This window comes from Streptomyces sp. ITFR-6 (assembly GCF_031844725.1).
In the GTDB taxonomy this organism is placed as follows: Bacteria; Actinomycetota; Actinomycetes; order Streptomycetales; family Streptomycetaceae; genus Streptomyces.
This window is the reverse complement of the sequence record NZ_CP134612.1, coordinates 1,567,736-1,580,980: the sequence shown is the minus strand read 5'-3', so window position 1 is coordinate 1,580,980 and position 13,245 is coordinate 1,567,736. Positions and strand designations below refer to the sequence as shown.

Below are 13,245 nucleotides of genomic sequence, written 5' to 3'. Positions count from 1 at the left end.
CTCAGGCGGTGCCCGCCTCGCGCACGGCCGTCACCGCCTTGCGGGCGGCCACCAGCACCGGGTCCCAGACCGGGGAGAACGGCGGGGCGTAGCCGAGGTCCAGGGACGTCATCCGCTCCACCGTCATCCCGGCGGTCAGCGCCACCGCCGCGACGTCCACCCGCTTCGCCGCCCCGTCCCGGCCCACGATCTGCACGCCCAGCAGCCGCCCGGTGCGGTACTCCGCGAGCATCTTCACCGTCATCGGCCGCGCCCCCGGGTAGTAGCCCGCCCGGCCCGTCGACTCGATCGTCGCCGTGACGAACCGCAGGCCCACCGCACGGGCGTCCTTCTCCCGCAGCCCGGTGCGGGCGATCTCCAGATCACAGACCTTGCTGACCGCCGTGCCGACCACCCCGGGGAACGTGCCGTAGCCGCCGGCGACATTGGACCCGATGATCTGGCCGTGCTTGTTGGCGTGCGTGCCCAGCGCGATGTGCCGGGTGCGGCCCGCCACCAGGTCGAGGACCTCCACGCAGTCGCCGCCCGCCCAGATGTTGTCGTGGCCGGCGACCCGCATCGACAGATCGGTGAGCAGCCCGCCGTGCGGACCGACCGGCAGCCCGACCGCGCGGGCCAGCGCCGTCTCCGGCTCGACGCCGATGCCGAGCACCACCACATCCGCCGGGTACGAGGAGTCCGCCGTCTCCACGGCGCTCACCCGGCCCTCGGGTCCGGTGCGGATCGCGGTGACCTCGGCCCGGTTCACCGTGGTGATGCCGAGCCCGTCCATCGCGTCGTGCACCAGCCGCCCCATGTCGGGGTCGAGCGTCGCCATCGGCTGCTCGCCCCGGTTGAGCACGGTCACCTCGAAGCCGCGCTTCAGCATCGCCTCGGCCATCTCGACACCGATGTAGCCCGCGCCCACGACGACCGCGCGCCGGTTCGTCGCCCGGTCCAGGGAGTCCAGCAGCGCCTGCCCGTCGTCAAGGGTCTGTACCCCGTGCACCCCGGGCGCGTCCATGCCGGGCAGCGACGGACGCACCGGCCTGGCGCCCGTCGCGATCACCAGCTTGTCGAAACCGGTCCAGGCCGTCTCGCCGGACTCCCGGTCCAGGGAGCGCACCCGCTGCCCCGCGACATCGATCTCCGTCACCTCGGTGCGCGTCCGCAGATCGATGTCCCGGGCGCGGTGCTCCTCCGGGGTGCGGGCGATCAGCTCGTCCGGCCCCTCCACGTCACCGCCGACCCAGTACGGGATGCCGCAGGCGGAGTACGAGGTGAAGTGGCCCCGCTCGAAGGCGGTGATGCTCAACTCGTCCGGGCCCTTGAGCCGTCGTGCCTGGGACGCGGCGGACATGCCCGCCGCGTCCCCGCCGATGACCACCAGTCGTTCCGCCGTCATGTCCGTCCCTTCGGTACCCCGTCCGAAGGCCCACGCTACGGCGCCACGGCCCACGGGGGCGCCGGGGCGCCCCCGTGAGGCACTCACTCGCCCTCCGGGCCCGCCTTCTTCCCGCCCCGGCGGCCCAGCCGCTGCCACAGCACCACCACGACGGCGGCCACGGCCAGGAACGGGGCTGCCGCGCCCAGCGCCATCGCGAGCCACTTGATCACCGTCACGAACACGTCCCAGCCACCGCTCAGGGCGTCCAGGAACCCCGGATCGTCCTCGTCGTCGGCAACCGCCTTCGCGTGCGGCTCCGGCTCCGAGAGGTAGAGCGTGATCGTGGCCAGCGTGGTGCGGTCCTTCAGCGACGCCTGCTCGGCCAGCATCGATTCGAGCGCCGCCTGACGGTTGCTCAGCTCACCTTCGAGCGACACCACCTCGGACAGCTCGTCGGCCCGGTCCATCAGCTTGCGCACCCGCGCCACGCTCGTGCGCTGGCTGGCGATCCGGCTGTCCACGTCCACGACCTGGTCGGTGACATCCTTGGCGGTCGACGTCCGCGACAGCAGCTTGCCCGTGCCCGAGAGCTCCCGCAGCACGCTGTCGTACTCGCCCTGCGGAACCCGCAGCACCACATGCGAGGAGGCCCGTGCGGCGTCGACCTGATCGGTCTTCTCGTCGGCCACCAGACCGCCGGCGGCCTCCGCCGTCACCCGGGCGGCCGCCGCCGCCTCCGGCGCGCTCTTCACCTCCACGGACAGCGAGGCGGTACGGATGACATGGGCGGCGGCCGACGGATCCGGCTTCTTCGCCGCCGCCGAACTGCCCGCGCCCTTTTCTGCGCCTCCGGCGCCGGAGCCCGCGCCGTTCTGCTGCGCCGGGGCGGCAGCCCGGCGGTCCGCGCTCTTCCCGGAGTCGTCACCGGACCCGCCGCAGCCGCTCAACGTCAGGAGGGCGGTGAGCAGTCCGGCGGCGAGAGCGGTCTGTGTGCGGCGGGCACCCGGACGGCCCGGCCGGTCCCGACGCCCCTGACGGTCCGTATGTCTCTTCGTGCGGGTAGCTGGTGCTGCGTGCATAACTGTCCCCCCCCAGGACTGGTGATTAGTGGTGTCGGTTCGACGTACGGGGGGCCGCTCCGGGTTGCGCGACACCGGTTTCGAAGCGGTCACGGTCAGGACTCGGAAGAGGTTTGAGAGAGTGGGGGTATGCAGCGTTCAGCAAACCGCTCGGACAGGGCCACGGGACACGTCGTCGTCATCGGCGGCGGCATCGCCGGACTCGCGGCCGCCCAACGGCTCCTCGGCACCGGGCTGCGGGTCACCCTCCTGGAGGCGACCGACCGGCTCGGCGGCAAACTCAGGACCGGCGAGGTAGCGGGCGTCCAGGTCGATCTCGGCGCCGAATCGATGCTGGCCCGCCGTCCGGAGGCGGTCGGCCTGGCACGGGCCGTCGGCCTCGCGGACCGGCTACAGCCGCCCGCCACGGCCACCGCCTCCCTGTGGACGCGCGACGCGCTGCGCCCGATGCCCAAGGGCCATGTGATGGGCGTACCGGGCGACCCGGCGGCGCTCGGCGAGGTGCTCTCGCCCGAGGGGCTCGCCCGGATCGCTCAGGAGCGCGACCTCACCCCGACCGAGGTCGGGGACGATGTCGCGGTCGGGGCGTACGTGGCCGACCGGCTGGGCCGCGAGGTCGTCGACCGGCTGGTGGAGCCGCTGCTCGGCGGGGTGTACGCGGGCGACGCCTACCGGATCTCGATGCGCGCCGCCGTACCCCAGCTCTTCGAGATCGCCCGGCAGGGCGGCTCGCTGCTCGACGGGGTCACCCGCATCCAGGAGCGGGCCGCGGCCCGGCAGCAGACCGGGCCGGTCTTCCAGGGCATCGCCGGGGGTATCGGCACCCTCCCGGACGCGGTCGCCGCCGCCGTACGGGCGGGAGGCGGCGAGATCCTCACCGAGACCCCGGTGCTCGGGCTGACCCGTACCGCGAGCGGCTGGGACGTCCGCACCGACACCCGGGTGATCCCCGCCGACGGCATCGTCCTCGCCGCCCCCGCCTGGTCCGCCTCGACCCTGCTCGCCGCCGAGTCACCGGCCGCCTCCGCCGAACTCGCGGGCGTCGAGTACGCGTCGATGGCCCTGGTCACCATGGCCTTCCGCCGCTCCGACGTGACCGCCGCCGGGACGCTCGACGGGCGTTCCGGCTTCCTGGTGCCGCCGGTCGAGGGCCGCACGATCAAGGCCGCCACCTTCTCCAGCCGGAAGTGGCAGTGGGTCGACGAGGCGTCCCCCGACCTGTTCCTCCTGCGGACCTCGGTCGGCCGGTACGGCGAGGAGGACCATCTGCACCGCGAGGACGCGGAGATCGTCGACGTCTCGCTGGGCGATCTCGCGGCGGCGACCGGACTGGCCGCCCGGCCGGTGGCCACCGAGGTCACCCGGTGGATCGGCGGACTGCCCCAGTACCCCGTCGGGCACCTCGGCCGGGTCGCCCGCATCAGGGAGGAGGTCGCCAAGCTCCCCGCGCTGCGGGTCTGCGGCGCGGTCTACGACGGAGTCGGCATCCCGGCGTGCATCGCGAGCGCCCACCGGGCCGCCGACGAGATCACGGACGAGATCGCGGGGGAGATCATCGCCACCCCGACCCTGGTTCAGGGCACAGGGAGCGAGGCGGGACAATAACCGTATGAGTGCTCCCGAGACTGTGACATCAAGCAAGGGCCCGAACGCCGGCAAGAAGGCGAAGGACCTCAACGACGTCGTCCGCTACACCCTGTGGTCCGTCTTCAAGCTCCGTGACGTGCTGCCCGCGGACGCGGACCGTGCCGCGTACTCCGGTGAGGTGCAGGAGCTGTTCGACCAGCTCGCCGCCAAGGACGTCACCGTTCGCGGCACCTACGACGTCTCCGGACTTCGTGCCGACGCCGACGTCATGATCTGGTGGCACTCCGAGACGGCGGAGGCCCTGCAGGAGGCGTACAACCTCTTCCGGCGCACCCGGCTGGGCCGGAGCCTCACGCCGGTCTGGTCGAACATGGCGCTGCACCGCCCCGCCGAGTTCAACAAGTCGCACATCCCGGCGTTCCTCGCTGACGAGACGCCGCGCGACTACATCAGCGTGTACCCCTTCGTGCGCTCCTACGACTGGTACCTGCTGCCCGACGAGGACCGCCGCCGCATGCTCGCCGACCACGGCAAGATGGCCCGAGGCTTCCCGGACGTGCGCGCCAACACCGTCGCCTCCTTCTCCCTGGGCGACTACGAGTGGGTGCTCGCGTTCGAGGCCGACGAGCTGTACCGCATCGTCGACCTCATGCGTCACCTGCGGGCCTCCGAGGCGCGGATGCACGTCCGCGAGGAGGTCCCCTTCTACACCGGCCGGCGCAAGTCGGTCGCAGACCTGGTGGCCGGGCTCGCGTAGCGAGCGGGTTCCGATCACCCCAACCCGGAAGATCAGACGGCGGGCACCGCGGCACTGTGTGCCGCCCGCCGTTCCAGCGACACCGGGTTCGGCTCCTGGTGCGGCGCGCAGCCTGCGCGCCGCACCGGCGTCGTTTTACGGGCCCGGGAGCGCGGCCCTGCCAGGACGCGGCCCCGCACCGGTCATGAGCTGCTGCCGCAGCTCGACCCGCCGCCTCCGCAACTGGACCCGCCGCCGCAGCTCGATCCTCCGCCGCAACTGGACCCGCCTCCGCAGCTGGACCCCGAGCCGGAACCGCAGCTGGACCCCGAACCGCACCCGTTGCCGCCAACCCCGCCGCCGTGCCCGGACGAGCCTCCGCACCCGCCACCGTCCGGCGTCGTACCGGCGCACCACGCTGTCGCGACGAACGGGGCGCCGGAGGAACCCGAGAACTGGTGCGAAGTGGTGGACATGGGGGCCGGCCTGACCCGGGACGCGGCGAGCAGCTGACTCCGCAGCTCGGGATCGGGTACGGCCCGCGGCCCCCCGACCGCCACCAGATGGGCCGGATCGGTCCGGTGCCTGTTGGCTGTGACGTACGTGAAGACGGCCCTGCGGCCCGCTTTGGTGATCCGGTACCGGGAAGCGGCCGCGCAGACGAAGCCGATGACGCTTCCGACGACGAGCGGCAGGAACACCTTCGCGAAGAACGGGAAGTCCGGTTCGTTGAAGGACTCCGAGGAGGTGAACTCCTGCATGGTTACCGCGAATGAGGCCGGCAGGGCGAGCAGGCAGAGCACCCCCTGCGCCATACCCCAGCGTGCCCGGGCCCGGTTCCCCCCGGGCGGGCTCAGCAGACCGCGCGCCGCCAGCCCGTCGCCGATCTCCTGCACCGCGGCGTGGCGCATCGTCGCGATCCTGAGGGTCCACAGCGCACCGTTCGGGGCCGCGGCGTGCTCCTGGAGCAGGGCCCGCTCCACCGGGTCGTGAGCGAGGTGCCGCTGGACCACGACGATGCCGGGCCCGCCGACGGCCAGCCGGCCGTCCGCGTGCATGGCGGCGAGCGCGGTGTCCACGACCCTGGCGGGGCCGCCGTTCAGGAAGGCCACCTCGAAGAGGTCATGGGCGGGGCCGCCGGGCCCGCGCCCCGCGCGCCGGCCCGCTGCGATCAGCAGCGTCGAGGAGACCGCGATGGCGATCACCATGAGCAGGGCCACGATGCTCGTTGCGGCCATGTCATCGCCCCGCGAGTACGGATCGGGCGGCCCGCGCCAGCCGGGTGGCGCGGCGGGGCGGGCGTGGCGCGGCCCGGTCCTGCCACCAGTACGTCAGCCGGCGGCGGGCCGCGTCGTCCTCGGGGCGGCCCGCGACGAGCAGCCGCTCCGCGAAGTCCAGCGCGTCGCGCCGGTAACCGGCGGACATCGGGCGGGTCCTGGCGTACGCGAGGAAGGCGTCCCGGTAGTCAGGGCCGAGGATCTCCGGGAGTTCGGGTGCCACCTTGGCGACGACATCGGCACGCTTGGCCGCCAGCGCCCGGCTCTGCACCCCGAGCCGCTGGTGGTCGAAGCCCTCCGGGACGGGGGCGCCCGCGACCAGCGCGGCGAGCAGCGAGGACTGCGCCACCGCTACCCGGTCCCGGACGGCGTCCGCACCGGCGGGCCCGCTCGCCGGGAGCGGAGCCGGGGCCGGGGCGGTCGACGGCTCAGTGGACCTTGGGGCCGCCCCGGCACCCGCGTCGAGCGTGGCCCGGATCGCGTCCAGCTCGCCCGCCAGCTCGGCGGCCGGCGGGAAGTCGTCGTCGCGCTCCAGCAGGACCCCGGGCGGGCTGACCCGGGAGCGCAGCTCGGCCAGGACGTCGAGGACGGGTGCGGTGACGGGGTGGGCGTGCGTGTCGTGCCAGACGCCGTCCTTCTCGACGCCGCCCGCCACATGCACGTACGCGATGGCCTCCACCGGCAGCTCGTCCAGGGCCGTGGCCGGGTCCTCGCCCTGGTTGACGTGGTTGGTGTGCAGGTTCGCCACGTCGATGAGGAGCCCGACCCCCGTGCGCTCGACCAGCTCGGCCAGGAACTGGCCCTCGGTCAGCTCCTCGTCCGGCCAGGAGATCAGCGCCGCGATGTTCTCCAGGGCCAGCGGCACCGGCAGCGAGTCCTGCGCGATCCGCACGTTCTCGCACAGCACGTCCAGCGCGGCCCAGGTGCGCGGCACGGGCAGCAGGTGCCCCGCCTCCAGCACGGGGGAACCGGTGCGCGGTCCGCCCGCCCGTACGAACGCGATGTGTTCGGTCACCAGCGGCGTGCCCAGCAGCGACGCCCGCTCCGCGAGGGCGGTGAGCCGGCCGGGGTCCGGGCGGTCTGCCCCGCCGAGCCCGAGCGAGACCCCGTGCGGCACCACGGTGACACCGCGCTCCCGCAACCGCGTCAGGGAGGCGGGCAGATGGTCGGCGCAGAGGTTCTCCGCGACCGCCTCCACCCAGTCGACCCCCGGCAGCGCCTCCACCTCGTCGGCGATCTCCGGCCGCCAGCCGATACCGATACCCAGCTTCATGGTGTCCCCCCTGCTGCTCCACTCCGTGCAGGTGTCATGGCCCCGGCACGCGGCGGTGAATCCGGGAAGAGGGACGTTCAGAGCTGGATTTGAGGTTCCCGGAGCCCGCGAGTTTCCGCGATCCTGCTGTCCGTGCCTATGCCCGCGTGCTTATGTCCCGCGTGCCCATGGCCCGCGCGCTCATGGCCGGGGCAGTGCCGGAAGGGAGCCGACGCGGTGGGCGCCCTCGGCCACCACGGTCTTTCCGGGGGCGATCTCGGTGAATCCGGCGTCCTCGACCACCGGCAGCCCGCTCACCGTGAGTTCCCGCCAGCGGCCCTCGGGCGCCGTGGCGACGGACAGCGGGAAGCCCGCCTCGCGCCATGCCGTGCGCTCCGGCTCGGAGAGATCCCACCAGGCGAGCTGCGCCCCGTGCCCGACCTGCGCCATCTCCTTGCCCGCCGACATGTCGAGCTCCGGGTTCAGCCAGAGCACCGGCCCGGTGACATCGGGTGCGGCGGGCGGCTCGGGGTCGTCCAGCTCCGTCCCGGAGACCTGGAGTTTGGCGAGCTCCTTGGGCCAGCCGTCGGTGGGGTGTCCCCTGTTCGAGCGAAGCCGAGAACTTGGGGAAGGCACCGGCGGGAACACCCGCACCTCGGCGCTCTCGCCGGTGACTGTGATCCCGGGCAGCGCGCAGGCCTTGCGCCACTCCGCGCCGCGCGCCCGGCGCACCACCTTGCGGATGCGGGCGTCCTGCCAGTCCCGCATCGCCTGCGCCCACTCGCCCTCGCCCACGGAGCGCTCGTCGGAGAGCATCACCAGCACCGCGCGGGCCGCCGTGCGCAGGGCGTCGGTGCGGGCCGGGGGAGCCGCCTTCTCGATATGGACGACCAGCGGGAGTACGTACTGCTGTGCTTCGTCCCGGTTCGTCCGCTCGGGGCGGAAGGGGCTGTCCGTAGGCAGGCCGGCGGTCTCGGACGGGGATACGGGGGTGTCGTTGCTGCTCACCCGTCCAGTCTGCCAGTCGCCCGGAATCCGGCTCTTGGCGGAATGAACCCCTCCGGGCGAGGATGCACCGCATGAAGAGCGATCTATTCTCCAGCGAGCACATGGCGGAGCAGGCAACCGCCCCCGGGATGACCCTGCAGAACGCCAAATCGATCAAGTACGCGGTCAGCGGCGAGATGCACGCACGGCAGGGAGCGATGATCGCCTTCCGGGGCGACCTCCAGTTCGAACGCAAGGGGCAGGGGCTCGGCGGCATGCTCAAGCGTGCCGTCACGGGCGAGGGGCTGCCGCTGATGGTGGTGCGCGGCCAGGGCGAGGCCTGGTTCGCGCACGAGGCGGCCAACTGCTTCATCGTGGAGATGGAGCAGGGCGACGTCCTCACCATCAACGGCCGCAACGTCCTGTGCTTCGACGCCACACTCGGCTACGAGATCAAGACGGTGAAGGGCGCCGGGATGACCGGTGGCGGCCTCTTCAACAGCGTCTTCACCGGGTACGGAAAGCTCGGCCTGATGTGCGAGGGCAACCCCATCGTGATCCCCGTCACGCCGCAGCAGCCGGTGTGCGTCGATACGGACGCGGTCGTCGGCTGGAGCGCCCACCTGACCACCTCGCTGCACCGCTCGCAGAGCGTCGGCTCGATGCTGCGCGGCGGTTCCGGCGAGGCCGTCCAGTTGCGTCTCGACGGCGAGGGCTTCGTGATCGTACGGCCCAGCGAGGTCAAGCCGGAGAAGGCGTCAGCCAACTGAGTACCGACATCATGCGGCTGCGGGGCGTGGGCCGCCGGTACGGACTGACGGGCCCCTGGGTGCTGCGCGGGGTCGACCTCGCCGTGCCCGCGCGCGCCCTGGTCCGGATCGAGGGGGCCAACGGCACCGGGAAGTCCACCCTGTTGCGGCTCCTCGCCGGCATCGACGCCCCGAGCGAGGGCCGGATCTCCGGCGACCGGCCGCGCACGGCGTACGTCCCCGAGCGATTCCCGGCGGCGCTGCCCTTCACCGCCGCCGGATACCTCGTCCACCTCGGCCGCGTCCACGGGCTGCGCACCGCGGAGGCGGCGGCGCGCGCGGAGGCGTGGCTGACCCGCTTCGGTGCGGCCGGCCATGCCCGCACCCCGCTGGCGGAGCTGTCCAAGGGAACCAGCCAGAAGGTCGCCGTCGCGCAGGCGCTGCTCGCGGAGCCGGAGCTGCTGGTGCTGGACGAGGCCTGGACCGGCCTGGACACCGCGGCCCGCCAGGAATTGGACCGGGCCGTCGCCGAGCGGGTCGCCGCGGGGGCCACCGTCGTCTTCGTCGACCACGACCCGCGCCGGCTCGCGGGCGCCGCCGGCCACACGTTCCGCGTCGAGGGGCGCGGGCTGGTCGCGGTACCCCGTGCACCGGCCGGGACGAACCCCGGCCCCCGGGTACGGATCGACGCCGTGGGCCCGCCGGGCAGCCCGCTCCCCGCCGGACTGCCCGGAGACCCCGAACAGGCGCAGCGCGAGGACGGCATGCTGCGGCTGACGGTGACCGCCGCGTACTCCGACGCGCTGCTGAGCGCGCTGCTCGCGGCCCGCCCGCCCTGGCACATCCGGCGGCTCACGCCACTGCCCGAAGATGCCGGTACCGCACGGCCCCCGGCCCAGGCATCCGCCGACTCCACCGCCCCCGGCGAGGCGCCATGACCGCGCTCGTCCGCTACCAGGCCGCTCTGCTGCTCCGCTCGCAGCACTGGCTCGCGCCGGTACTCGTCTACCTGGCCTTCCTCGGCATCGGCGCCCGCCCCGGGCAGCCCGTGCTGGACTCGCTCGGCTACGCCGCGGCCGGGCTGCTGCCCGTCACCGCGTGGCTCGTGCGAATCTGCGTCGGCCAGGAACCGCCCGCCGCCCGGACTGTCGTCGCCGCGGCGGCCGGCGGGCAGCCGAGGGCCCATCTGGCGTCGCTCCTCGCTGCGCTGGGGTGCGCCGGGCTGCTCGGTACGGCGGCGACGGCGGCCGTGCTGCTGATCAGCGATCCGGCCGATGCCCGCCACACCGTCCGGGTCCCGCTGCCGTCCGCCGGGCTCGCCGGGCTGCTCGCGGCCGGCTGCTGCGTCCTGGTGGGGGCGGCGGTCGGGGCGCTGTGCACCCGTCCGCTGCTGCACCGGCGTGGCTGGTCCGTCGCCGTTACCGTGCTCGCCGCGCTGCTGGCCCTGGTGACCGGCGGATCGCCCGCGAAGTACGCGGTGACGGGGCTGGTCACCGGCTCGCTCACCGGCACCGTCCATGTGCCGGTCCTCCCCTTCGCCGGCGCGGCGGCCGTCACGGCGGCGGCGCTCGCACTCGCCTGCGGGCTCACCTCCGTACGCGGCTGAGTAGGCTCCTGCCATGGACCGGAGTGCGCATGACCAGGTGGACGAGAGCGTGGACGAGCCGGACTGCGGGCCGCCGTTCGCGGAGTGCGTGCTGTGCCGGAAGCCGACCGAGTACGCCGAGTCGGTCAGCGGGATCACGCTCTGCCCGGTCTGCGAATGGCAGGAGGCCCAGCGCACGGCCTGCTCGGGCTGACGCCTCCGCCCGGCTGGCGCTCAGCTGCGCATCAGCTCCGACACCTTCACGAAGCGGTATCCGCGCTTCCGTAGTTCCGGCACCACCTGGCCGACCGCCTGGCCGGTGACCGGCGCCGCGCTGCGGGTGCAGTGCATGACCACCAGCGAACCGGGCTTCACGCCGTCCAGCACCTGCTCCGCCACGGCGTCCGCGTCCGTCGCGAAGGCGTCGCCGCTGACGACGTCCCACTGCACCGCCGTCACCTTCTCCGCCGCGAGCGCGCGCAGCGAGGCATCGTCGTAGCAGCCGCCGGGGAAGCGGAAGTACGGCACCACATTGCGGGCGCCGGTCTTCCGGATCGCGCCGAAGGCCCGCTCCACCTCGCCGCCGATCTCGTCGGACCCCATCGTCGGCAGCCCGTAGCAGGGCGACGTGAACGCGTAGTGGCTGTACGAGTGGTTGGCGATCTCGAAGAGCGGGTCCGTGCCGATGGAGCGGGCCTGCGAGGGGTACTCCTCGGCCCAGCGGCCGGTCATGAAGACCGTCGCGGGCACCTTCAGCCGGCGCAGCAGGGCGATCAGCTCCGGGTTGTCGAAGTGCTCGCCCCCGGCCGCGCGGGAGCCCTCGTCGGCCGTCATATCGGCGTCGAAGGTGAGCGCGACGACCTTGTCGGCGCTCTTCGGGCCCCGTTCGAGGACGCGGGCCAGGCCCGCCGGGCCCGGCGCCATGGTGGGCGGCTTCGCGGTGGCGGGGGGAGCGCTTGAGGGGGCTTTCGAAGGAGCGGCCAGGGCGGCCGCCGGCCGGTCGGCTGAGGAGCCCTCCGAGGTGCTCGCGCAGCCGGCGAGGGCGCTTCCGAGCACCACTCCCAGAACGGTCACGGCGGTCATTCTTCGTACAGAAGATGTCATTATCGGAAAATAACTGATCAACCGTCACCGGCTCTTCCATGGCGCCCCCGCGCCGCGAAGCGGCCCCCGGACGGCGGCGGGCCGGACCGCCGCCGTCCGGGGGTGACTCAGCCGGTCAGCGCCACGGCCCCGTCACGGCGAACGTCGTGCCGGGGGTGTAGCAGTTCATGAACATCGTCCGGTAGTCGGGGGAGAACGTGACCCCGGCGAACTCGCCCCACTCCGGCTTCTCGGGCGTTCCGATGTTCTGCCGGCCGCGCGCCATCGCGTACACCTCACCGCGCCTGGTCAGGCCGAACACGTGCTGGGCGCCACCGCCGTCCTCGCACACCATCAGTCCGCCGTCGGACGCCAGACAGATGTTGTCCGGGGACTCGCCGGGCAGCTGGATGTCCGTACCGGGTCCGAAGACGATGACCAGGGTCAGCCGGCGCCGCTTCGGCTCGTACCGCCACACCTGTCCGAAGTGGTCGGCGGCCGACCCCTCGGCGCTGTGGGCGAAGCTGGAGACGAAGTAGACGGACGACCCGCCCCAGTAGCAGCCCTCCAGCTTCTGGCCGTGGGTGATGCCCTTCGGGCCGAAGTCCTGGAAGCGGACGGGGGTCTCGGCCGCCTGCGGATCCGGTACGGGGACCCACTCGACGCCGTCGAAGACGGTCCCGGTCTCCTGGACCGCGGACAGGTCCGGGACGCCGGGCACCCGCATCGCCTCCAGCCGTCCCCCGGCCCGCAGCGAGCCCGTGCCGCCGAGCGGCTTCTTCGGCAGGAAGCGGTAGAAGAGCCCGAACGGCTTGTCGAACGCGTCCTCGGTCTCGTACACGACGCCGCTCCGCGGATCGATCGCGATCGCCTCGTGCTGGAAGCGGCCCATCGCGGTCAGCGGCACGGCTCCGGTGCGGTGGGGGTCGGCGCCGTCCACTTCGAAGATGTAGCCGTGATCCTTGGTGTAGCCGTTGGTACCGGCCTTGTCCTCGGTCTCCTCGCAGGTCAGCCATGTGTCCCAAGGAGTGCGCCCGCCCGCGCAGTTGACCGCCGTGCCGGCGATGGCGACCCGTTCGCCGAGCACGCGGTTGTCGCTGTCGAGCTCCAGGGCCGTGCAGCCGCCCTTGCCCATCGGGTCGTAGGTGAGGCCCTCGACGACCGGCACGGCGATCGCCGCGTCGGCCCGGTTCTCGTGGTTGCGCACCAGCCGGACGTGTCCGCGCCGGCCGGCGAACGCGGCCATGCCGTCGCAGTGGCTGGGGACCGGCCCCTCGCCGGAGCGGAGCGGGTCGCCCTCGCGGGAGAGCACCCGGTAACGGAAGCCCTCCGGCAGGTCGAGCAGCCCGTCGGGGTCGGACACGAGCGGACCGTAGCCGCTGTGTCCCCGGGCGGCGGCGGTGCCGGCGAAGAGTTCGGGGAGGGCGCCGATGAAGGCGATCGAGGTGGTTCCCCCGCTCGCGGCCAGGATCTGGCGGCGGGTCGCGCTACGTCGAGACGCGGTGGTCATGAGGCAACTCCCTGTTGATGGACAGGTGACATGA

General features: G+C 73.2%; 13 protein-coding genes. 6 read left to right on the top strand and 7 right to left on the bottom strand.

Annotated features, from left to right (window positions below):
• Position 1: 1 nt before the first annotated feature.
• Together RLT59_RS06870 and RLT59_RS06865 are read right to left on the bottom strand one after the other, a co-directional pair.
• A complete protein-coding gene (locus RLT59_RS06870) occupies positions 2-1,384 on the bottom strand; it encodes an FAD-dependent oxidoreductase (RefSeq protein ID WP_311302576.1) in 1,383 nt (460 codons plus the stop codon).
• Between the two features lie 83 nt (positions 1,385-1,467).
• The gene (locus RLT59_RS06865) at positions 1,468-2,445 is read right to left on the bottom strand and encodes a DUF4349 domain-containing protein (protein WP_311302575.1); all 978 of its coding nucleotides are present in this window, start codon (positions 2,443-2,445) and stop codon (positions 1,468-1,470) included.
• Between the two features lie 129 nt (positions 2,446-2,574).
• On the opposite strand from RLT59_RS06865, the gene hemG reads away from it, so the two are divergent.
• Both hemG and hemQ read left to right on the top strand, forming a co-directional pair.
• Entirely contained in the window at positions 2,575-4,050 is a 1,476-nt protein-coding gene (gene hemG, locus RLT59_RS06860; RefSeq protein WP_311302574.1) for a protoporphyrinogen oxidase, read from the top strand.
• A gap of 4 nt (positions 4,051-4,054) precedes the next feature.
• Positions 4,055-4,789, top strand: a complete 735-nt coding sequence (hemQ, locus tag RLT59_RS06855) for a hydrogen peroxide-dependent heme synthase (RefSeq protein ID WP_311302573.1) — start codon at positions 4,055-4,057, stop codon at positions 4,787-4,789.
• A 182-nt stretch (positions 4,790-4,971) separates the two neighbouring features.
• Here the strand turns inward: hemQ and RLT59_RS06850 are convergent, their stop codons facing one another.
• From RLT59_RS06850 to RLT59_RS06840, 3 genes are all read right to left on the bottom strand, one after another.
• Complete coding sequence (locus RLT59_RS06850; RefSeq protein WP_311302572.1) at positions 4,972-6,006, bottom strand: TIGR04222 domain-containing membrane protein; 1,035 nt, start codon at positions 6,004-6,006, stop codon at positions 4,972-4,974.
• 1 nt (position 6,007) lies between these two features.
• The gene (locus tag RLT59_RS06845) at positions 6,008-7,318 is read right to left on the bottom strand and encodes an MbnB/TglH/ChrH family RiPP precursor modification enzyme (protein ID WP_311302571.1); all 1,311 of its coding nucleotides are present in this window, start codon (positions 7,316-7,318) and stop codon (positions 6,008-6,010) included.
• Between the two features lie 180 nt (positions 7,319-7,498).
• Entirely contained in the window at positions 7,499-8,305 is an 807-nt protein-coding gene (locus RLT59_RS06840; RefSeq protein ID WP_311302570.1) for a peptidyl-tRNA hydrolase, read from the bottom strand.
• 71 nt (positions 8,306-8,376) lie between these two features.
• Here RLT59_RS06840 and RLT59_RS06835 point away from each other — a divergent pair, with 71 nt between their 5' ends.
• From RLT59_RS06835 to RLT59_RS06820, 4 genes are read left to right on the top strand one after another with little or no spacing between them, the layout of a single operon-like run.
• The gene (locus tag RLT59_RS06835; protein ID WP_311302569.1) at positions 8,377-9,054 is read left to right on the top strand and encodes an AIM24 family protein; all 678 of its coding nucleotides are present in this window, start codon (positions 8,377-8,379) and stop codon (positions 9,052-9,054) included.
• A gap of 11 nt (positions 9,055-9,065) precedes the next feature.
• Entirely contained in the window at positions 9,066-9,971 is a 906-nt protein-coding gene (locus RLT59_RS06830; RefSeq protein ID WP_311302568.1) for an ABC transporter ATP-binding protein, read from the top strand.
• Positions 9,968-10,639: an ABC transporter gene (locus tag RLT59_RS06825; protein WP_311302567.1), complete on the top strand. Its 672-nt coding sequence runs from the start codon at positions 9,968-9,970 to the stop codon at positions 10,637-10,639. Before RLT59_RS06830 ends, RLT59_RS06825 begins: the two co-directional genes overlap by 4 nt.
• Before the next feature lie 13 nt (positions 10,640-10,652).
• Positions 10,653-10,832 carry a hypothetical protein gene (locus RLT59_RS06820; protein WP_311302566.1) on the top strand — a complete coding sequence of 60 codons (180 nt, stop codon included), beginning with the start codon at positions 10,653-10,655 and terminating at the stop codon, positions 10,830-10,832.
• A 20-nt stretch (positions 10,833-10,852) separates the two neighbouring features.
• On the opposite strand, the gene RLT59_RS06815 is transcribed toward RLT59_RS06820, so the two are convergent.
• Together RLT59_RS06815 and RLT59_RS06810 are read right to left on the bottom strand one after the other, a co-directional pair.
• Positions 10,853-11,701, bottom strand: coding sequence for a polysaccharide deacetylase family protein (locus RLT59_RS06815; protein ID WP_311302565.1), 849 nt, complete (start codon positions 11,699-11,701; stop codon positions 10,853-10,855).
• A gap of 136 nt (positions 11,702-11,837) precedes the next feature.
• Entirely contained in the window at positions 11,838-13,211 is a 1,374-nt protein-coding gene (locus RLT59_RS06810) for an alkaline phosphatase PhoX (protein WP_311302564.1), read from the bottom strand.
• Positions 13,212-13,245: the final 34 nt, after the last annotated feature.